Source organism: Microbacterium sp. NPDC057658 (assembly GCF_042799975.1).
In the GTDB taxonomy this organism is placed as follows: domain Bacteria; phylum Actinomycetota; class Actinomycetes; order Actinomycetales; family Microbacteriaceae; genus Microbacterium.
The window spans coordinates 608502-629277 of the sequence record NZ_JBHVHT010000001.1 but is presented as its reverse complement, the minus strand read 5'-3'; the positions used below and the strand labels follow the sequence as shown (position 1 = coordinate 629277).

Genomic DNA, 20776 nt, shown 5'->3' with positions numbered 1-20776 from the left:
GCACAGAGCTGTGCACGTTATTACCATGAAGGGATGACCACTCGCGCCCTTCGTCGCGACGCTGCGGAGAACCGCGCCGGCATCCTGTCCGCGGCTCGCAGCGCCCTTGCCACCGACCCGCACGCCTCCCTCGATGCGATCGCCCGCACCGCCGGCCTGTCCCGCCGCACCCTCTACGGGCACTTCGAGGATCGGGACGCCCTGATCCGCGAACTCGTCTCCACCGGCGCCCAGCGCTTCAACGCCATCGCCGCCTCGATCGACGACCCCGACGCCCGCCTCGCTCTCGCCCGACTGGCCGCCCGGCTCTGGGAGGAGGCGGGGCACATCCAGGTCGCCGCCGCGCTCGCCCTCGACGAGGCGCACGTCGAGCACACCGCGGCGGCCCTTGCGCCGTTGCGCCGGAGCGTCGCCGCCCTCGTACGACGGGGACAGGAGGACGGCAGCTTCCGCACGGACCTCGCCGCCCCGACGCTCGCCCGACTGATCGAGGAGATGGCGCGCACCGTCGTCTCCCGCACCGACGCGCAGAGCCGCGGCGCGGGCGACGTCGCCGTCCGGGCCGTGCTCAGCATCGCGGGGCTCTCCTGGCGCGAGGCCGACGAGCTGCTCTCCACTCACCAGGACATCACCGCCGAGGACCAGGAGGTCCGCGCATGAGGATCACTTTGCACGAGGTCAGCAAGGGCCGCGCCGGCCAGGCGCTTCCGTCCATGAGTCTCGAGTTCCACTCCGGCGCCGTCCGCTACGCCCTCGCGGAGACCGAGCAGCGGCCGACCGTGCTCGGCCTCATCGCGAGCGGGCGGATGCGTCCGGACACGGGCCGCGTCACGATCGATGCGGCGGCGAGCCCGAAGGAGCTGCGCCGCCGCATCGCGCTCGTGGACGCCCCGGACGTGAGCGACCCGCACCCGGACATCACCGTCGCCGGGGTGGTGGGCGAGGAGCTGATGTTCGCCGGACGCGGCGCGACCCCGCTCCACGCCCGGCGCTGGCTCGGCCGGGTGGGGTACCAGGAGCTCGCCTCCGTCCCCATCGGCTCGGTCGACCCGGCCGCGCGCGTGCGCATCCTGTGCGAGCTCGCGGTGCTCCGCGAGGGCGTCGAGGGCATCGTCCTCGTCGCCCCGGATCGTCACGGCGGCAGCCCGGACGGATGGTGGCGCATCGCGGCCGAGTTCGCGGACCGCGGGTACGCGATGCTCGTGATCGTCGGCGGTTCCGCCGCCGTCGCCCTCGAGCGGATGCACGAGTTCGATGCGATCAACGCGTCCGGACCGATCGAGCCCCTGGTGCTCGAACGTCCGGAACCCGCGGCGGACGCGCCGGAGGAGAGCGTGGCGGCGGACGAATCCGCGACCGACGATGACGCCCCAGACCAGGGCGAACCCACGACCGACGAGGAAGGAGAAGCGCGATGAAGGTTCCCGCCATGATCGCCGCCGAGCTCCGCCGCCTGACCGCGAGCCGGATGGGCATCCTCGCCCTCGTGGCCCTGATCTGCGTGCCGATCCTCTACGGCGGCCTCTACCTCTGGGCGAACCAGGATCCGTATGCCAAGTTCTCCGAGGTCCCCGTGGCCCTCGTGGTCGACGACGAGGGCGCTCCCGCCCCCACGACCGGTACCGAGCCGGCGACCGACGAGACCGTCAACTACGGCGAGGACGTGGCGGAGAACCTCATCGAGGGCAACGCCTTCGACTGGCAGCGCATGACCGAGGACGAGGCCGCCGACGCCCTGCGCCACGGCGTGGTCGACTTCACCGTGACGATCCCGGCCGACTTCTCCGCCGCCCTCACCTCCGCGGCGGGCGACGACCCGCACCAGGCCCGGATCGAGCTGGAGACGAACGACGCGAACAACTACCTCGCCTCGTCGATGGGCTCGCAGGCCGTGGAGAAGATCCGCAGCTCCGTCGCCGAGATGGTCGGCAGCGAGGCCGCGGAGAGACTGCTGACCGGGCTCAGCGACGTGCGCGACAACCTGGTCTCCGCGACGGACGGCGCCACGCAGCTCGCCGACGGCGCGAGCACCGCGGCCTCCGGCAGCACGTCGCTCGCCGACGGCACAGCGCAGCTCGCCGAGGGCTCCGCGCAGCTCGCCTCCGGGGCGCAGACCCTCGCCGACGGCGCCCAGCAGGTGAGTGCCGGCAACCGCCAACTCGCCGACGTCGCCGACCGGGCCGGAGCCGCAGTGCAGGAGGCGACGAATGCGCTGCCGCAGGTGCGCGCGGACATCACCGACGTCCTCACCGAGCAGGGACTCGCGCCTGAGGAGATCGACGCGGTGCTCGCGCGCCTGGATCCTCTCGGCACCCGGATCGAGGAGGGCAACGCCCAGGTGCAGGACGCGGTCGGCAAGGTCGATCAGCTCGCCGCCGGTTCCGCCTCGCTGGCCGCGGGGGCGAGTGATCTCGCCGGCGGCGCCGGCACCCTCGCGACGGGCGCGGCCGCGGCGAACGCGGGCGCGGCCCAGCTCCGCGACGGTCTGCAGACCCTGTCCTCCGGGACCGCGGAGCTGCGGGACGGCCTCGCCGACGGCGTGCAGGCCATCCCCGCCTCCACCCCCGACCTGCGCTCACTGCAGGCCGACACGATCGCCGACCCGGTGAAGGTCTCCAGCGACAAGGTCGCCTCCGCCGAGGACTACGGCGCGGGCCTCGCCCCGTTCTTCGCCGCCCTCTCCGCGTGGATCGGCATCTATGCGCTGTTCCTCATCGTGAAGCCGATCTCCCGCCGCGCCGTCACGGCGCTGCACTCCCCGATCCGGATCACGCTCGCGGGCTGGCTGACGCCGGCGATGCTCGGCGCGGTGCAGATGCTCGGGCTGATGGGCATCCTGGCGCTGACACTCGGCTTCACGTTCGATCATCCGCTGGGCACCCTCGGGGTGATGATGTTCGCCTCGGCCACGTTCGCCGCGATCATCCTCGCCCTCAACGTCTGGCTCGGCTCCGTGGGGCAGTTCCTCGGGCTCGTCCTCATGGTGCTCCAGCTCGTCACCGCGGGCGGGACGTTCCCGTGGCAGACCCTGCCCGCTCCCCTCGCCGCACTGCATCACGTGCTGCCCCTCGGCTACGTCGTCGATGCCATGCGCCAGCTCATGTACGGCGGCGACTACGCCCGGGCCGGCTGGGATCTGGCGGTGCTGGGCGCCTGGCTGGCGGGGGCGCTGCTGCTGGCGATGATCGGGGTGACCCGCATGACGCATCGCCGCACGCTGCGGGATCTGCAGCCCAGCCTCATCGGCTGAGCCTCCCGCTCGCCGCGGTCCGTCCCGCGGCGAGCGCGGGACGGCTATGATGCGAGAGCGCGTACCCGTGAAACGCGTACTGGGGCTCGGTGGGACTGAGTCCCACCTGGCTACCCGAAAGAGTTCTCGACGATGATGACCGATTCGCCGGCGTCCGCCGTTCCCCCGCGCCCCTCCCTGGGTGCCCGCATCGGACGCATCGCGTTCCTCGTGGTCGCCGCCATCGTGATCGTGGCCGTCGCCGCCGCGTTCTTCGTGACGTGGACGATCCAGCGCTCCTTCCCGCAGACCTCCGGCACCACGACGCTCGACGGCCTGAAGGCGGAGGTCACCGTGCAGCGCGACGCCAGCGGGGTGCCTACGATCACCGCCGACTCCTCGGACGACCTCTTCTTCGCCGAGGGCTTCGTGCACGCGCAGGACCGGTTCTTCGAGATGGACTTCCGCCGCCACGTCACCTCCGGGCGGGTCGCCGAGCTGTTCGGCGCCTCCCAGGCCGGCACCGACGCGTTCCTGCGCACCCTGGGCTGGCGCACCACCGCCGAGGCCGAGGTCGAGGCGATGGACGACGTCACCCGCGGCTACTACGAGGCCTACGCGGCCGGCGTCAACGCCTACCTGTCCTCGCGTTCGGGCGCGGAGCTGTCGCTCGAGTACGCGGTCCTCGGACTGCAGAACCCCGACTACGAGCCGGAGCCGTGGGAGCCGGCGGACTCGGTGGCGTGGCTGAAGGCGATGGCCTGGGATCTCCGCACCAACGTCGAGGACGAGACCGAGCGCGCACTGCTCGCCGGGCAGCTCGCCGACGACCCGGACGCCGACGTGGAGGCCCTGCTCGGCACGCTCTACCCGGACTACCCCTTCGACCGGAACCCGGTGATCGTGCCCACCATCTCCACCGTCCCGCCGCTGGAGCCCGGCGCCGAGCCTGCGGCCTTCCCCACGCCTCAGGGCGACGGCGAGGCGCAGCAGGCGCTCACCACGGTGGAGTGGGAGGAGACGTCCTCCGTCATCGAAGCGGCGAGCATGCTCGTCGGCGACGTCGGCGAGGGCATCGGCTCCAACTCCTGGGTGGTCTCCGGTGACCTCACCGAGTCCGGGATGCCGCTGCTCGCCAACGACCCGCACCTCGGCGCCTCGCTCCCGTCGGTCTGGTACCAGGTGCAGCTCAAGTGCTCGACGGTGGACGAGGACTGCCCGTTCGACGTCGGCGGGTTCTCCTTCTCCGGACTGCCCGGCATCGTCATCGGCCACAACCAGCGCGTGGCCTGGGGCTTCACCAACCTCACCACCGATGTCACCGACCTGTACGTCGAGCGCATCGAGGGCGACTCCTACTGGCGCGACGGCGAACTCGTGCCGCTGGAGGAGAGCACGGAGACCATCGAGGTCGCCGGCGGGGACGACATCGAGCTCACCATCCGCTCCACCGTGCACGGACCGATCATCTCCGGCCTCACGGACGACTTCACCGCGATCGCGGACGACCCGACGCCCGGGCTCACAGCGGAGGGCACCGTGCCCGACGCCCCCGGGTCCGACGATGCCGAGTACGCCGTGAGCCTGCGGTGGACGGCGCTCGACCCCGGCACCACGGCGACGGCGATCTTCGCGCTGTCGACCGCCCAGGACTTCGAGGACTTCCGCCGCGCGGCCTCCCTGTTCGACGTGCCGGCGCAGAACCTCATCTACGCCGACGTCGACGGCAACATCGGCTACCAGACCCCCGGCCGCCTGCCGATCCGCGGGGCCGGCGACGGCTGGATGCCGCAGCCCGGATGGGACAGCAGCTACGACTGGACCGGGTACATCCCGTTCGAGGAGCTGCCGGTGTCCTACAACCCCCGCTCCGGATACATCGTCACGGCCAACAACGCCATCGTCACCGACGACTACGAGCACTTCCTCTCGCGGGACTGGGACCAGGGCTACCGCGCCGCCCGCATCGCGCATCTCATCGAGCGCCGGGCCGCCGCCGGGCCACTGACGGCCGACGACATGCGCGAGATCCAGATGGACGGCGAGATGTGGATCGGCACGCAGCTCGTGGTCGCGATGGCCGACGTCGAGGTCGAGGGAGCGGGTCCGCAGCGCGCGGTCGAGCTGCTGCGCGGGTGGGACGGGCAGAACAGCGCGTCGTCCGCCGGGGCCGCGTACGCGAACGTGCTGTGGTCGAACCTCGTGCAGAACATCTTCGCCGAGCGGGAGCAGCCTCTCCCGATCGACGGCCAGGGCCGCCTGTTCACCGTCGTCGGCGCGATGCTGGAGGACCCGGACGACCCGCTGTGGAGCAACCCCGAGCTCGATGTCGACGGCCGGGACGAGATGCTCGCGCTGTCGGCCGAGGAGGCGTACGACGAGCTGTCCGGGATCCAGGGCACGGACGTGGCGCGCTGGAACTGGGGCGACCTGCACGCCCTCACCCTCACGAGCGACACGTTCGGCTCCTCCGGCATCGCCCCGATCGAGGCCCTCTTCAACCGTGGGCCCTATCCGGTGGGCGGCGGGGCCTCCGTGGTCGATGCGACGGGGTGGCAGCTCGGCGTCTCGTACGCCACCACCACCGTCCCCTCCATGCGCATGGTCGTCGACCTCGCCGACTTCGACGACTCGACCTGGATCCACCTCACCGGCGCCTCCGGTCACGCGTTCCACGCGCACTACGTCGATCAGACGAAGGACTGGTCGACGGGGGTCCAGCGTCGCTGGGCGTTCACGCCGAAGGCCGTGAAGGCGGCCTCGGTCGACACCCTGACACTCACGCCCGCCGGCTGAGAGGCGGGTGGAGGGTGCTCGGCTAGCGTGGACAGATGCCCACCAGCTACCTCGCCCCGAAGGGGACGCCGGCCACCCTCCTCGAGTTCGAGCACGGCGGTGCGACCCTGATCGCCGAGACCTTCGGCGACGGCCCGCCCACCTATCTGCTGCTGCACGGCATCGGCATGGGCCGCAGCGTCTACCTCGACCTCACCCAGCGGCTGCAGGGGCGGGTGATCGCGCTCGACCTCCCCGGCTTCGGCGAGGCCCCGGAGCCCACGCGGACGCTGACGATGCAGCGGCACGCGGACCTGGTGGCCGCCTATCTCCGGCATGTCGACGCGGATCCCGTCGTGGTGATCGGGCACTCCATGGGCAGTCAGATCGCGGCGGAACTCGCCGCCCGGCATCCGTCCCTCGTGGCCGGGGTCGTGCTGGCGGGCCCGACCGTCGACAAGGCCGAACGGAACATCGGCGCCCAGGCCCGCTACCTCCTCCAGGACCTCCTGGGCGAGCGCCCCCTCGTGATCTGGCGCGGTGCCCGCGAGTACCTCCGCGGCGGCCCGCACCTGATCCGCAAGATGCGGGCGACCATCGTGCATCAGCCGGAGAAGGCGTTCGTGCGTATCGCCTGCCCGGTGCTGGTGCTGCGCGGCGAGGACGACCCGCTGGCCCCGATGAGCTGGTGCCAGGACATCCTCGACGCCATCCCGGGGGCGGAGCTCGCCGTCATCCCGGACCACGGACACGGCACCCTCATCAGCGATTCCGAGCCCGCCGCCCGCCTCATCGAGGCCTTCGCCGCCCGCACCTAGCCCTTCGAATCGCTCACTGTGCGGCATCTGCGGCCGAAATGGAGCACAGTGCGCGACTCGAAACGGTCAGCCGGCGGCGGGAGGGGTCTGCTTCGACTCGGCGAGCTCGTCGACGACGAGACCGCGCTGCTCGATCGTGCCGTTGCGGTACGCCTGCCGGCCCACCATGTGCGCGGACAGGGGTGCGGTCGCGAACTGCATGAGCACCACGGGGGCGACGAGCACGAGGCCGAACAGCACACCGCCGACGGACCGCTGCGACAGCGCGATCGCCACGCAGATCAGCAGCAGCCCGAGCACCTGCGGCTTCGTCGCGGCGTGCAGTCGCGTGGGCACGTCGCGGAAGTGCAGGAGCCCCACGGAGGCGGAGAGGCAGAGGATCGCCCCGAGCAGGATGAGCACGAGCACCGCCACGTCGACGACGGCGTCAGGGATCATCAGACCGAACACGTTCATGGTGTCGTGTTGTCCCTTCTCGCGACGAACCGGGCGACCGCGATCGATCCGAACACACCGACCGCCGCGATGATGAGGAGCACGGGGATGTTGCGGGTGTGGCCGTTGATGGCCATCTCGGCGCCGAGCACGCACATGACCTCGGTCAGCAGCACGTCGGCGGCGACGGCACGGTCGAGGATCGACGGACCACGCACGATGCGGATGACGGCGAGGATCGCGGCCACACCGAACACGGCGAGGATGATGAGGAGCAGGGTGTTCATCGGGCACCGCCGATCGTCGCGGGGTCGATGCGGCCGGCACGTTCGTCGGCCTTGAGCGCCCGGTACTGGGTCGGATTGCCGAGCGCCCGGACGATGCGCTTCTCCCAGCCGAGCACGCCCTGCCGCTGCTTCTCGACGTCCTCCCGGCTGCGCACGCCGATCACGTGCAGGTAGAGGATCCCGCGGTCGCGATCGGCCTCGACCACCAGGGAGCCCGGGATAAGCGACGACACCACGGCGACGTGCGTCATGACGAGGTCGTCGGCATAGCGGAGCGGCACCGCGATGATGGCGGTGCCGGGCTGACGGCGGAAGTCGAACACCTGCACGGTCACCGAGAGCGCGCCACGGAGGATCGCGAAGAGGAACTGCACGACGAACAGCGCGCCGTACCAGAGGTTGATGCGCCCGGAGAGCTCGACCGTGGGCAGGCGGAACACCCGCGTCACGAAGATCGCCACCACGAGCCCCGTGAGGAAGGAGAGCACCGTGAACTGGGCCCACAGCAGCATCCACAGCACGATCAGCCAGGCGAGGAACGGCAGCTGCATGCCGATGTCCCGCCAGACGCTCTTGGTCTCGGGGCTCATCCCTCCACCTCGTCTTCCAGCTGAACGAGGTTGACCGGCTGCAGCAGGCCCGCCCCGATACGGTCGCACAGAGCGTACAGCGGTCCGGCGAAGATCGTCAGGGCCACCGTGACGGTGACCATCCCGGCGGTGGCCACGGTCATGATCTTGGGGATGTGCCGGCGCTCCTGCTGCTCATCCGCGGCGGGGGCTCCGGTGAGGTACGAGATGCGCCCCTCGGTCTCGGTCGAGTCCTCCTCCTCACGCCAGAACGCGAGGTTCCAGGCGCGCATGAGCGCGTAGAGGGTGAGCAGCGACGTGATGATGCCGCCGAAGATGAGCACGATCATGAGCGGGGTGCCGACGGACGCGGCCGCTTCGAACAGGGCGAACTTGCCGATGAACCCGGAGAACGGCGGCAGACCACCGAGGTTGATCGCGGGGATGAAGTACAGCAGGGCGATCACGGGAGCGATCTTGAGCAGACCCTTGACCCGGAGGATGGAGGTGCTGCCGGCCCGACGTTCGATGAGTCCCACCGCGAGGAACAGGGTGGTCTGCACGACGATGTGGTGGACGATGTAGTACACGGTCGCGCCGATCGCCGCCGGGGTCGCGATCGCGAGACCGAAGATCATGTAGCCGACGTGGCTGACGAGCGTGAACGACAGGATCCGTTTGAGCTCGGCCTGCGCGACGGCGCCGAGGACCCCGACGATCATCGTCGCCAGCGCGATGATGAGCAGCAGCGTGTCGATGCTGTTCGAGGCGAAGAGCTGCGTCTCCGTCCGGATCAGCGCGTACACGCCGACCTTGGTCAGCAGTCCGGCGAACACGGCCGTGACGGGCGCGGGGGCCGTCGGGTAGGAGTCGGGCAGCCAGAACGACACGGGGAAGATCGCGGCCTTGATCCCGAAGGCGACCACGAGCATGAGGTGCAGCACGAGCTGCGTGTCCTGCGGCAGCTCCGCCATCCGCTCGGCGATCTGCGCCATGTTGACCGTGCCGAGGGCGCCGTAGATCATCGCGATCGACGCGAGGAACAGGATCGACGACACGAGCGAGACGACGATGTAGACCGCGCCGGTGCGGATGCGCGACTCCGTGCTGCCCAGGGTGATGAGCACGTACGAGGCCACGAGGAGGATCTCGAATCCGACGTACAGGTTGAACAGGTCACCGGCGATGAAGGCGTTGAAGATGCCGGCGGCGAGGATCAGGTACGAGGGGTTGAAGATCGAGATCGGGGTCTCGTCCGCCCCGTCGGCCACGCCCTGACCGATGGAGAAGAGGAGGACCGCGAGCAGCACCACGCTGGAGACGAGCACCAGGAGCGCGGCGAGACGGTCGACGTAGAGGACGATCCCGAACGGCACCGGCCACCCGCCCACCGAGACCGCCAGCGGGGAGCCCGCGTCGACGACGACGAGCAGCACCGCCGCGATGACGGACACGACCGCGAGTGTCGCGACGGTGACGAACACCTGCAGGCGCGCATTGCGACCGAAGACCAGGGTGATCGCCGCACCGAGGAGCGGCAGGGCGACGAGGAGCGGGACGAGCGTGGTCATGGCCTGCCCTCCCCGTCTGTCGTGTCGTCGTCCCGGTCTGCAGCGCCGTCGGCGGCGCCATCGGGTTCGGGCTCCGGCTCGGGGACGAAGGGCGCGTCGTACGGCGCGTCATCGTGGATCGCCGGGTTGTCGCGCATGTGCAGGACGGTGATCGGAGCGGTCTGCACGCCCACGAAGTCGGTGGTGGCGTCGTCGTCGCCCGACTCGGACTCGTCGTCCATGAGGTCTTCGTCGGCGTCGGTGCGCTCGCGCAGCGCGATGTCGGCCTCGTCGTCCTCGACCGTGTCCGCCTGGCCGAGCTGCCACGACCGGTAGATGAGCGCGAGCAGGAACGCGGAGACCGCGAACGTGATGACGATGGCGGTGAGCGTCAGGGCCTGCGGCAGCGGGTCGCTCAGGTCGCCCTCGGTGCCGAAGAACGGCGCGTTGCCCGGCACGCCCATGACGATGAGCAGCAGCAGGTTCGTGGCGTTGCCGAGCAGGAGGAAGCCGATGAGGACGCGGGTGAGGCTGCGCTCCAGCATCGCGTACACGCCGCACGCGAAGAGCACGGCCATGATCGCGATGAGGGCGAGCGAGACGTCCATCAGCCGTTCCCCCCGGTCCGCGAGGAGAAGTCGACGGCGGTGCTCTCGCCGGGGCGGAGCGCCGCCTGCCGGTCGACCTCCGCACCGAGGCTGCGGAGCACGTCGAGGACGAGTCCGATCACGACGAGGTACACGCCGATGTCGAAGATGGTCGAGGTGACGAACTCCATGTGCCCGATGCCGGGGATCTCCCACTCCCAGAAGGTGCTGGTGAGCGGCGCGAGGCCGAAGAACAGCGGCACGACCGCGGTGCCCACGGCGAGGATCAGACCCGTGCCGAGGAGGCGACCGGCATCGGTCGGCGCCGCAGCGCCCAGCTCCCAGCGCCCTCCAGCGATGTAGCGCATGACGAGCGCCATGCCGGCGACGAGCCCGCCCGCGAAGCCGCCGCCGGGGAGGTTGTGCCCGGCGAAGAGCAGGAAGATCGACACGACGATGATCGTGTGGAACAGGATGCGGACGATGACCTCGAGCAGGATCGACCGGTTCTCGGGCTTCATCTTCTGGCCACCGACGAGCCAGGCGCGCGGCGCCGAGCGGTTCTCCGCGGTCTGGAAGCGCACGCCGTCCGTAGTCTCCACGAGTGGCCGACTGCGCGCGGACTTCCGCACCGAGCGGGGCAGTGTCTTCGTGGCGGCGAGGAGATCGGCGCGGTGCGTGACGAACACGAGTGATGCGACACCGGTCGCGGCCAGCACGAGCACGGAGAGCTCGCCCATCGTGTCCCAGCCGCGGAGGTCGACGAGCGCCACGTTCACGACGTTCTTGCCGTGGCCGATCTCGTACGCGATCTCCGGGAAGATCGCCGAGATCGGGTCGGCCACGCGGGACTGGGTCGCGACGACGGCCACGAACGCCATGGTGAGGCCGACGCCGATGCCGAGGAGAGCGCGCGGGATGCGGCTCACGGAGGCGTTGTGCTCGCCCATGCGCGCCGGCAGTCGGCGCAGGACGAGCGCGAAGGTCACCATCGTCACCGTCTCGACGAGGATCTGGGTGAGCGCGAGGTCCGGTGCCCCGCTGGTGGCGAAGAGCACGACCATGCCCAGGCCGGTGACCGAGGCGAGCACGACGCCGGTGTAGCGCTTGCGGGCCCGCACCGCCACGACGCCGGCGACGGCCATGATCGGCGCGACGGCGAGCTGGGCCGGCGTGTGCCAGAGCGAGAGCTGATAGCGGTCGATGTCGCTCGCCACGAGCGCGGTGACCTCGGCGGCGACGAAGACGACGAAGATCGTCCCCACGTAGACGGGCAGCGAGCCCCGCTGGGTGAGCGTCGTGCTCAGCACCGAGAGCCGGTCGATGCCGCGCATCACCACGTAATAGGCGTCGGCGGCCGTGAACGGCAGCAGGCGGGGGCGGCGGTCCCACCCGGTCCGGCGCGTGAGCAGGAAGAGTCCGATGCCGAGCAGGATCGACAGGATCGAGATGCCGAGAGCGGGCTCGAGGCCGTGCCAGAGGGCGAGGTGACCAGGTCCCTCGACGGCTTCCCCCTCGTGGTCCAGTCCCGGGGTCGCGGTCAGCGCATACGGCTGGAGGGCGACGTCGAGGGCCGGGGCGCCGATACCCGCGGCGAGCGTCACTCCGGCGAGGATGATCGGCGCGGAGAGGAAACCCACCGGGGGGTCGGGCCAGACCGTGTCCGGCTGCCGCTGTCCCTCGGCATCGCGCTTGATCCAGAACGCCCCCCAGAGGAAGCGGACGCCATATGCCGCAGTGAGCATGGATCCGAGAGCGACGCCGATCAGGGCGACGAGGCCCCACACCGAGCCGCCGAGGGCGTCGTCCAGGAGCGCCGTGAGCGTCGATTCCTTCGCCACGAACCCGATGGTCGGGGCCACACCGGCCATCGACGCCACGGCGATGAACGCGGCCGTGGCCATGACCGGTGCCTGGCGGCCGACGCCGGAGAGCTCCGTCACGTCACGGGTGGACAGCTGCCGGTCGATCACGCCGACGATGAGGAACAGCGCCGACTTGAACAGCGCGTGCCCGATCACGAGGGCGATGCCGGCGAGCGCCGCCGCCTGCGTGCCGTAGCCGACGACGACCGCGAAGAAGCCGAGCTGGCTCACGGTGCCGAACGCGAGCACGCGCTTGAGGTCGGTCTCCCGCAGCGCCTGGATGCCGCCGAGCAGCATGGTGAGGATGCCGAGCGTGAGCACGATCGGCCGCCACGTCGGGCTGAAGGCGAAGATGGGCGCGAAACGGGCGATGAGGTAGATGCCGGCCTTCACCATGGCCGCGGCGTGCAGGTAGGCGCTGACCGGGGTCGGGGCCGCCATGGCGCCGGGAAGCCAGAAGTGGAAGGGGAACAGCGCCGACTTGCTGATGGCGCCGATCAGGAGCATGACGATCGCCGCATCGACGATCGGGCCGGTCGGCGCGATGGCGAGGATCTCCCGGATGCTCGACGTCCCGGTGTCGACGACGAGCAGCACGACGCCGACGAACATCACCAGTCCGCCCAGGGTGGTCACGAGGAGCGCCTGCAGCGCGGCGCGTCGGCTGGCGGCACGGCGGCGGTAGTGACCGATGAGGAGGTAGGAGAGGATGCTCGTGGCCTCCCAGAACATCACGAGCATCACGAGGTCGTCGGTGAGGACCAGACCGTACATCGCCCCCGCGAACGCGAGGAGGACGCCCGCGAACTGCCCGATGCCGGCGGCCTCGTCGTGGAAGTACCAGCGGCAGTAGAGGAGCACGAGCGCGCCGACGCCCGTGACGATGAGCGTGAGAACCCACCCGAGGACGTCCATGTTCATGGACAGGTTCAGTCCGAGCTGCGGGATCCACGGCACGGAGACGAACGGCACGGGACCGTCGAGCACCTGCGGCGTGAGCACGAGCGCGTGCACGAACGCGGCGGCCGGGACGAGGGCGGCGACGGCGAAAGCCTGAGCTCCCAGCCAGCGCACCAGGACGGGCATCAAGAGCGACCCGAGAAGGAACACTGCGAGGAGCATCAGCATATACGCGGCTCCTCGGGGCTCGTCGGCCGTGTGGCTCAGGCGGGCGGTCTCCGTACAGTTTACCGGGCCGAGGCGCCTGTCGGCCCCGCGAGCTTCGAGATCGCGTGTCAGAGTGGTCGCATGCGGCGGGTCTGGGGGCGCGAGCTGGCGGGGTGGGCGGCCGCGCTGGCGCTGGCGCTCCTCGCCGTGGGACACCTGGCGACGTCACCCCGATCGATCCTGATGTTCGACGACGGGGACTCGCTGATCGTTGCCCTCGTCGGCCGATCGATCCTGGACGGGGGCGGAGGTGACTGGGCGCTGTCCAGCGTGCTCTTCCTCCCCGAGATCGCGGTGTTCACGGCCCTCGATGCCGTGCTGCCGTTCGACGTGAACGGCGTGCTGGCGGTCAATGCGGTGGTCAACGTCCTCGCGCTCTACGGGGCGATCCGGCTCGTCGCCGGGCGGCGCGTCGAGGGTCGCGCACCGGTCGCCTGGTCGGTCGGCGCCCTCGCCGTGTTCTGTCTCCTCATCGTCACGGAGTCCTCGCCGTCCCGCGACGCGCTCGAACTCGCATCGCTGATGCTGACGACCACGTACTACTCCGCGACCGTCGTGGGCGTGTTGCTCGCCGTCGGCCTGTGTCGGCGTTTCCTCGATCGCCCCCGCAAGGGTGCGGCACTGCCCGTGTCTCTGGGGATGGTCGCGACGGTGGCGACCCTGAGCAATCCGCTGTTCGCCGCTTGGGCCACGGTGCCGCTCTCCCTCGTCCTGGGCGGCCTCTGTCTCACCACTCTCGCGGTCCGGCGCCGGGGTCTCGCGCTGATCGCCTCGCTTGTCGGGGGCAGCATCCTCGGCTTCCTCGTTCGCATTCCCTTCTCGGCATGGATCGCGAACTCCGGCGCGGGCTACATCCAGCCCGCGGAATGGATCCACTCCGCCGCGTACTACGCCGACCTCGCGATCGATCGGCTGTCGCCCCCCGGCGGGGTGCTCGGCACGGTCGCCGTCCTGGCGCTGACGCTGCTCGCGGTCCTGCGGACGGCTCACGCGTCGGACGCCGGTGACCGCCTGGTGGCCACGGCCGCCTGGGCACTCCCGCTCATCGTGCTCGTCGGCGGCATCGCGGCGGGAACCCACGCGGCGCGATACCTGCAGCCGCTCGTCTTCGCCCCCATCCTCGCCCTCGTGGCCCTCCCGTCCGTCCGCTCGCGATCCTCCGTGCGCACCCGCGTCGCCGCTGCCGGCGTCGCCGTCGTCCTCCTCGTCGGTGGCGCCGTGGCGGTCCCGCGGATCGTGCAGGCGACGAGCGCTCCCGACGCCGACCTCGCCTGCGTCACGGACTGGGTGGACTCGTCGGGGCGCACCGGCGCCGGACAGTTCTGGACGGTCCGGCTCCCGAAACTGCACGCGGCTGATCCGGCCCGGCTCGTGCAGGTCGATCACGAGCTCCGCGGGTACGCCTGGCTGGTGGACCGCCGCGACTTCGCGGTGGGCGAGGTGTCGTTCCTCATCGAGGACTCGCAGACGGTGGCGTGGAATCTGCCGACCGTCGCGGCGCCTACGGCCGTCGTCGCGTGCGGGCGCTACCGCATCCTCGACTACGCGCCACTGACTCTTCCGCTCGGGCCGGCGCGTTCCTGACGGGTGCGCGCGGTCAGCGCGACGGAGGCGGCGCGGTCGTGGTGCCGGCGCGGAAGACGCAGTGCAGGTCCTGCGTGATGCCCGGCTCACCGCGCAGCATCCTGGCGACCTGCTCTCCCGCGGCCCTCCCCTTCTCGACCGCCGGCTGCACACTCGTGGTGAGGGTGAGATCGCCGAGGCCATCGAGGGGGATGCCGTCGAAACCCGCGACCGAGAGGTCTTCGGGAACGCGGAGTCCGAGCTCCTCCGCGGCGCGGATCACACCGACGGCCAGCAGGTCGCTCTGCGCGAGCACCGCGGTCGGGCGGGTGTCGGGATCCGTGAGCAGCATCCGCCCGACGAGGATGCCCTCGTCGATGAGGCTGCCCGAGGCCGAGATCGCCGGTGCGTCGGGGAAGACCTCCCGCATGCCGGCGAGGCGGTCGACCGTCACGTCGACGGTGGCGTGGGCCAGACGCTCCGGCGTGATGAGGGTGCGCTCGCGCTCGGCGTCCAGCGAGAGCGTGACGAGCGCGACGTCCCGGTGTCCGAGGTCGCGCACGTGCCGGGCGATCTCGGCGGAGGCGGCGACGTTGTCCAGGGTGATGCGCGGGACGTCGAGCCCCGCGTCCCCCTCGATGACGACGACCGGGAGGCCCCGTCCGCGCACGATCTCGAGAGACGCGCGGGTGCGGCCGGAGCAGCCGATGAGCACCACCGCGTCGACGGGGGCGCTCGCGATGGCCGAGCCGTCCTCGCCCGGCTCGTCGCGCATGAGGAGGATTCCGGCGCTGAGGTCGGCCAGGCCGTCGGTGAGGCCGTCCATCATGGCGGTCGTCACGGGGTCGAGGAAGGCCGCGCGCAGATGCCCCTCGAGGACCACCGCCACGATGCCGCTGCGTCCGCGACGGAGGGAGGCGGCGCGCGGGTCGGGCCCCGTGTAGCCGAGGTCGGTCGCGGCGGCCAGCACCCGGTCGCGGGTGGCGGGTGCGACCTTGGCCTTGCCGCTGAAGACGACCGACGCGGTCGAGGTGGCGACCCCCGCCTCGCGAGCCACATCGGCGATCGTGGGCCGGCGCGGCGTCTCCCTGGTCATACTCCGAGGATAGCCCGGTTCGGTCGCGCAAGGTCGAATCGATTCGATAGGCTGTCCGCCATGGACACCGCCCTTTCCCGTTCGCAGTTCGTGCGCTGGCGCACCGCGATCTTCGCCATCTTCCTCGCCAGCGGCCTCTCGATCGCGACCTGGGCCTCCCGCGTGCCCGGGATCAAGGAGGCGCTCGACCTCGACAATGCGCAGGTCGGCCTGATCCTCCTGGGCATGGGCGTGGCGTCCATCCTCGGCATCTCGACCAGCCCCGCCGTCATGGCCCGGACCGGTGCGCGGCGCGGGATGCTCCTGGCGATGCTCACGTTCGCCACGGGCATCGCGCTCGTCGGCCTCGGCGCGACCGTCTTCGGTTCCGTGCCGGTCGTCCTCATCGGCATGGTGCTCTTCGGCTTCGGCAACGGCTGCGTCGACGTCATGATGAACGTCGAGGCCACCGCCATCGAGCAGCAGATGGGCCGCACCATCCTGCCGGTCTTCCACGCGTTCTTCAGCTTCGGCACCGTGCTCGGCGCCGGCATCGGCGCCCTCGCCGCGGCCCTCCAGGTCGACGTCGGCACGCACGCGGTGTCGATGGGCGTCCTCATCGCCGTGATCGCTGTCGTCTGCTTCTTCCAGGTGCCCGTGCGCGAGGCCGCCCTCGACCCCGAGGACCACGAGAAGCCCCCGTTCCGCCAGCGCATGCACACCGCGCTCGAGGCCTGGCGCGAACCGCGCACGTATCTGCTGGGAACCGTCATGCTCGGCATGTCCTTCGCGGAGGGCGGCGCCAACGACTGGATCGCCCTGGGCACCGAGCAGGGACACGGCTTCGCGGAGGGCACAGGCGCCGTCGCCCTGGCGGTCTTCTCCGTCGGCATGACCGTGGTCCGCCTCTTCGGCGGACCGCTGGTCGACCGCTTCGGCCGGGTGCTGGTGCTGCGCATCCTGGCCGCGACCGCCGCCACCGGAATCCTCCTGTTCATCCTCGCGCCCACGCTGCCGCTGGTCCTCGTCGGCGCGGCGCTGTGGGGCATCGGTGCGTCGCTCGGCTTCCCCCTCGGCATGTCGGCCGCGGCGGACGATCCGGCCAAGGCCGCCGCACGGGTGAGCGCGGCGGCGACCATCGGATACGTGGCGTTCCTCGGCGGCCCGCCCGTGCTCGGGGTCATCAGCGAGCACATCGGGCTGCTCAACACGCTCTTCATCCTCGTCGCGCTCGTGGTGCTCTCGGGGCTCTTCTCCGGCGCCGCCCGCCCGCTCCGCGCGGAGGAGAAGGCACCGGCGGTTCCGACCGTCGAGGGCTGACTCAGTCCTCGACCCCGCGGACGAGCGCGGCCGCGTGCGACCGGCTGCGCGCGCCGAGCTTGGTGAGGACGTTCGAGACGTGCGTCTTCACCGTCGGGACGGAGATCCGCAGGCGCGCGGCGAGCTGGGCGTTCGACCACCCCTGCAGGATCCCGTCGAGGACGTCGCGCTCCCGGGGCGTCAGCTCCGGCAGCGCGAACGTCGTCATCGGCGCCGGCTCCGGGGTGGACGCCGCCACCGCGGCGAGCGCGCGGCGTGTGACCCGCGGATCCAGCGCTCCCTCTCCGGCGGCGACAGCACGCACCGCCTGGACGAGAGTCGGCGCGTCGACCGTCTTCAGGAGGAATCCGACCGCTCCCGCCCGGATCGCCGCGAGCACGAGCTCGTCCTCGTCGAAGCTCGTCAGGACGAGCACATCCCCCAGTCCGCGCTCGACGATCTCGCGGGTGGCCGAGACCCCGTCGCGTCCCGGCATGCGCAGATCCATGAGGACGACATCCGGCCGGAGCGCTGCGGCGTTGCGCACGGCCACCTCGCCGTCGGCGGCCTCCCCGACGACCGTGATGTCGTGCGTCTCCAGCATGATGCGCAGGCCGGCCCGGATCGCGCCGTGGTCGTCGGCGAGCAGCACGGTCGGTGCGGTCATGCCCGGCCCCCCACCGGCAGTCGCGCCTCGACCAGCCAGCCGTCGGGTTCCGCACCGGCCCGGAACGTCCCGCCCAGCGCGGTGATGCGCTCGCGAAGCATCTGCAGCCCCCACCCCTCGCCGCCTTGCCCGGCGGTGACGGTCGGCGCGCCGCCTCGCGACCGCACCGTCACGTGCGCCTGACCGTCGACAGGACCGATGGCCACGTCGACCACGGCGCCGTTCGCATGGCGGACGCAGTTCCCCAACGCCTCACGCACCACCCGCACGACCGCCTGCTCTCCGCCGCCGCCGAGCGCACCCGGATCCTCGACGGCGAGGCGCACGTCCAAGCCCGAGCGTCGGGCCTCCGCGGCGAGGCCCTCGAGGTCGGCCCATCCCGGGGTCGGCGCGAGCGCCCCGTCGCCGCGGCGCAGCACCCCGATCATGGTGCGCAGGGCTCCGTGCGCGTCCAGCCCGGCATCGCGCACGGCCTGCAGCGCGGCGCGATCGTCCGACCGTGCCGCGGGCGCGGCGAGCGCCGCCTCCGCCCGGATGGCCATGGCCATCACGTGCCCCGCCACCACATCGTGGAGTTCGCGCGCCATCGCCTCGCGCTCGCGCTGCACGGCCTGTGCCCGATCTCGGGCGGCGGTCGCTGCGGCGTCCTCCGCCCGCTGACGGTGCAGGTCGGCCAACTCGTGCGCCTGCGACACCGCCACCGCCCACCAGTAGTCCGTACCGAAGATCGCGCCGAACTGCACCGCGAACAGGACCGCGACCGCGGGCGTCGCCGCCGAGAGGAGCAGGGCGGCGAGGAAGAGGACGACGGTCGCCGCGCCCAGGAGCACGAGCAGCACGCGGCGCCCGCGTGGGCCGGCGAGGAAGGCCGCCGTCCACAGCACATCCAGCAGCACCACGAGTGTCCCGACGCCGCCGACGGTGAGGAGGTCGGCGACGAAGAGCCCGGCGACGAGCGCGAGCACCGTCCACGGATGACGCCGCTTGCCGAGCGCGAGAGCGCAGGCCGGGATCGCGAGAACCAGGGCCCACCACGGCGAGACGTCCTCCGGTAGAAGGGAGAAGGGTCCCCAGATGCCGTGGAACCCGAGCGCCGCCATGACCGTCGCGAGAGCGGCCATGCCCAGCGGGTCCACCCACCACCGGTGCCGCCGGTACCAGGCGGCGGGCCCTCCGTCGGCCGGATCGTGCATGTCCTCATGCAACCACGGCGCGATCGGCGTCGCATCCGACCAAAGGATGAGGGCATCCGGACGACCCCGACTTTCGCCCGATCCGCGCTCGGCGTGCCGCCGGGATCGTGGAAGCATGGAACTCTTCGGCGGGCTGCCGCTGCCCCTCTCCCTCGCCGTGCTCGCGCTCATCGACGGTCTGAGCGTCGGGACGCTGCTCATCCCGGTCTTCCTCCTCCTGCACCCCGGACGCGTACGCGCCGGACGGATCCTCCTCTATCTCGCGACGATCGCCGTGTTCTATCTCGTGGTCGGGCTCCTCTTCCTCTGGGGGCTGGTGAACCTCGTCGACGTCGCCTCCGACTTCCTGAGCTCTCCCGCGGGCATGATCACCCGTCTCGTCGTCGGTGCCGCGCTGCTCGTCACCGCCTTCGTGATGCCGACGAAGCCTGCGGAGGCGGCGCCGGTCGGAGCGCCCGCGGCCACCACCGCGGCGACCGGCCCCGGCGGACCGGGCGGCGAACCGCTGTCCGGGCCGAACGCCCCGGCATCCCCTGCCGTTCCGTCCGCCGCCGCGACGGCCGCTGCGCGTCCCGGTCGGATCGTTCGGTGGCGGGAACGCCTGCTCGACCCGCAGACTCGGGGGTTCGCGGTCATGGCCGTCGCCATCGCCGCGGGGCTCGTGGAGGTCGCGACGATGCTCCCGTACATCGTGGCGATGACGATGCTCGCGGACGCCGGCGTCGACACGCCGCTCCGGGTGCTCTCCCTCGCCGGGTACTGCGCGCTGATGATCGCCCCGGCGCTCGTGCTCCTCGTGCTCCGACTCGTGGCGGCCCCGCTCGTGCAGCGTCCGCTGGAGCGCTTCGCCGCCTGGATGGAGCGGACGGGCGCGGAGAACACGGCGTGGATCATCGGCATCATCGGCTTCCTCATCGCCCGCTCGGCCGCGACGGAGCTCGGACTCTTCGACGCGTTCCTCTGACCGCGTGACCGGCGACGACGAAGTAGGCTCGTCGGGTGCGTCTCGTCATCGCCCGCTGCTCGGTCGACTACACCGGCCGACTCAACGCCCATCTTCCGCTCGCCACCCGCCTGCTCGTGCACAAGGGTGACGGGAGTCTGCTCGTGCACTCCGACGGCGGCAGCTACAAGCCGCTGAACTGGATGAGCCCGCCGTGTGTGCTCGCGACCGAGGAACCGGGCGAGGAGGAGGCCGGCGCCGGCGTCGTCGAGGTGTGGCGCGTGACCCACAAGAAGACCGGCGATGCCCTCCGCGTGCAGATCTACGAGGTCATCCACGACTCCAGCCACGAGCTCGGGATCGACCCCGGTCTGCAGAAGGACGGCGTCGAGGCCGACCTGCAGCGCCTGCTCGCGGAACAGGTGGACCGCGTCGCCGAGGGCGCCACCCTGGTCCGGCGCGAGTACCCCACGGCCATCGGCCCGGTCGACCTGCTGGTGCGCGACGCCGACGGCGTGGCGATCGCGGTCGAGGTCAAGCGCCGCGGCGACATCGACGGCGTCGAGCAGCTCACCCGCTACCTCGAGCTCCTGGGACGCGACCCCCACCTCGCCCCGGTGCAGGGCGTGTTCGCCGCCCAGGAGATCAAGCCGCAGGCCCGCGTCCTCGCCGAGGATCGCGGCATCCGGTGCCTCGTGCTCGACTACGACGACATGAAGGGCATCGAGTCGGGCATCCCCCGCCTCTTCTGACC

At 71.3% G+C, this 20776-nt stretch carries 18 protein-coding genes; 9 read left to right on the top strand and 9 right to left on the bottom strand.

All coding sequences use genetic code 11. The features are described 5' to 3' along the window. The first annotated feature begins 33 nt into the window (after positions 1 to 33). The 5 genes from ACFU8V_RS03010 to ACFU8V_RS02990 all read left to right on the top strand — a co-directional run bounded on the left by ACFU8V_RS03010 (position 34) and on the right by ACFU8V_RS02990 (position 6822). Positions 34 to 660 (top strand): TetR/AcrR family transcriptional regulator, encoded by a 627-nt coding sequence (locus tag ACFU8V_RS03010; RefSeq protein WP_025105202.1) that lies wholly within the window; start codon positions 34 to 36, stop codon positions 658 to 660. Beyond that, positions 657 to 1418, top strand: a complete 762-nt coding sequence (locus ACFU8V_RS03005; RefSeq protein ID WP_194088849.1) for a hypothetical protein — start codon at positions 657 to 659, stop codon at positions 1416 to 1418. The genes ACFU8V_RS03010 and ACFU8V_RS03005 overlap by 4 nt, the downstream gene beginning before the upstream one ends. Next, positions 1415 to 3250, top strand: coding sequence for a YhgE/Pip family protein (locus tag ACFU8V_RS03000; protein WP_085604231.1), 1836 nt, complete (start codon positions 1415 to 1417; stop codon positions 3248 to 3250). Before ACFU8V_RS03005 ends, ACFU8V_RS03000 begins: the two co-directional genes overlap by 4 nt. Before the next feature lie 132 nt (positions 3251 to 3382). After that, a complete protein-coding gene (locus ACFU8V_RS02995; protein WP_378868865.1) occupies positions 3383 to 6025 on the top strand; it encodes a penicillin acylase family protein in 2643 nt (880 codons plus the stop codon). Positions 6026 to 6060: 35 nt separating this feature from the next. Beyond that, on the top strand, positions 6061 to 6822 hold the full coding sequence (locus tag ACFU8V_RS02990) for an alpha/beta fold hydrolase (protein WP_249521394.1): 762 nt from the start codon (positions 6061 to 6063) through the stop codon (positions 6820 to 6822). Between the two features lie 66 nt (positions 6823 to 6888). Here the strand turns inward: ACFU8V_RS02990 and mnhG are convergent, their stop codons facing one another. Genes mnhG through ACFU8V_RS02960 form a run of 6 tightly spaced genes read right to left on the bottom strand, consistent with a single transcriptional unit; the run spans position 6889 to position 13243 of the window. Further along, the gene (gene mnhG / locus ACFU8V_RS02985) at positions 6889 to 7278 is read right to left on the bottom strand and encodes a monovalent cation/H(+) antiporter subunit G (RefSeq protein WP_025105197.1); all 390 of its coding nucleotides are present in this window, start codon (positions 7276 to 7278) and stop codon (positions 6889 to 6891) included. Continuing rightward, the gene (locus ACFU8V_RS02980) at positions 7275 to 7544 is read right to left on the bottom strand and encodes a monovalent cation/H+ antiporter complex subunit F (protein WP_025105196.1); all 270 of its coding nucleotides are present in this window, start codon (positions 7542 to 7544) and stop codon (positions 7275 to 7277) included. The genes mnhG and ACFU8V_RS02980 overlap by 4 nt, the downstream gene beginning before the upstream one ends. Then, positions 7541 to 8134, bottom strand: coding sequence for a Na+/H+ antiporter subunit E (locus ACFU8V_RS02975; protein ID WP_062637626.1), 594 nt, complete (start codon positions 8132 to 8134; stop codon positions 7541 to 7543). Before ACFU8V_RS02975 ends, ACFU8V_RS02980 begins: the two co-directional genes overlap by 4 nt. After that, entirely contained in the window at positions 8131 to 9684 is a 1554-nt protein-coding gene (locus tag ACFU8V_RS02970; RefSeq protein ID WP_249521395.1) for a Na+/H+ antiporter subunit D, read from the bottom strand. Before ACFU8V_RS02970 ends, ACFU8V_RS02975 begins: the two co-directional genes overlap by 4 nt. Next, entirely contained in the window at positions 9681 to 10271 is a 591-nt protein-coding gene (locus ACFU8V_RS02965; protein ID WP_025105193.1) for a Na(+)/H(+) antiporter subunit C, read from the bottom strand. The genes ACFU8V_RS02970 and ACFU8V_RS02965 overlap by 4 nt, the downstream gene beginning before the upstream one ends. After that, a complete protein-coding gene (locus ACFU8V_RS02960; RefSeq protein ID WP_378868858.1) occupies positions 10271 to 13243 on the bottom strand; it encodes a Na+/H+ antiporter subunit A in 2973 nt (990 codons plus the stop codon). Before ACFU8V_RS02960 ends, ACFU8V_RS02965 begins: the two co-directional genes overlap by 1 nt. A 120-nt stretch (positions 13244 to 13363) precedes the next feature. On the opposite strand from ACFU8V_RS02960, the gene ACFU8V_RS02955 reads away from it, so the two are divergent. Further along, positions 13364 to 14866: a hypothetical protein gene (locus ACFU8V_RS02955; RefSeq protein WP_303709573.1), complete on the top strand. Its 1503-nt coding sequence runs from the start codon at positions 13364 to 13366 to the stop codon at positions 14864 to 14866. A 13-nt stretch (positions 14867 to 14879) separates the two neighbouring features. Here ACFU8V_RS02955 and ACFU8V_RS02950 read toward each other — a convergent pair whose 3' ends face one another. Further along, positions 14880 to 15941, bottom strand: a complete 1062-nt coding sequence (locus ACFU8V_RS02950; RefSeq protein ID WP_025105190.1) for a LacI family DNA-binding transcriptional regulator — start codon at positions 15939 to 15941, stop codon at positions 14880 to 14882. Positions 15942 to 16001: 60 nt separating this feature from the next. On the opposite strand from ACFU8V_RS02950, the gene ACFU8V_RS02945 reads away from it, so the two are divergent. After that, positions 16002 to 17240 carry an MFS transporter gene (locus tag ACFU8V_RS02945; RefSeq protein ID WP_025105189.1) on the top strand — a complete coding sequence of 413 codons (1239 nt, stop codon included), beginning with the start codon at positions 16002 to 16004 and terminating at the stop codon, positions 17238 to 17240. Position 17241: 1 nt separating this feature from the next. On the opposite strand, the gene ACFU8V_RS02940 is transcribed toward ACFU8V_RS02945, so the two are convergent. Together ACFU8V_RS02940 and ACFU8V_RS02935 are read right to left on the bottom strand one after the other, a co-directional pair. Then, complete coding sequence (locus ACFU8V_RS02940) at positions 17242 to 17886, bottom strand: response regulator transcription factor (protein WP_025105188.1); 645 nt, start codon at positions 17884 to 17886, stop codon at positions 17242 to 17244. Beyond that, the gene (locus tag ACFU8V_RS02935; RefSeq protein ID WP_025105187.1) at positions 17883 to 19079 is read right to left on the bottom strand and encodes a sensor histidine kinase; all 1197 of its coding nucleotides are present in this window, start codon (positions 19077 to 19079) and stop codon (positions 17883 to 17885) included. Before ACFU8V_RS02935 ends, ACFU8V_RS02940 begins: the two co-directional genes overlap by 4 nt. 115 nt (positions 19080 to 19194) lie before the next feature. On the opposite strand from ACFU8V_RS02935, the gene ACFU8V_RS02930 reads away from it, so the two are divergent. Both ACFU8V_RS02930 and nucS read left to right on the top strand, forming a co-directional pair. Beyond that, positions 19195 to 20043, top strand: a complete 849-nt coding sequence (locus ACFU8V_RS02930; protein WP_303709571.1) for a GAP family protein — start codon at positions 19195 to 19197, stop codon at positions 20041 to 20043. 35 nt (positions 20044 to 20078) lie between these two features. After that, positions 20079 to 20774, top strand: coding sequence for an endonuclease NucS (nucS, locus tag ACFU8V_RS02925; RefSeq protein WP_060923428.1), 696 nt, complete (start codon positions 20079 to 20081; stop codon positions 20772 to 20774). Positions 20775 to 20776: the final 2 nt, after the last annotated feature.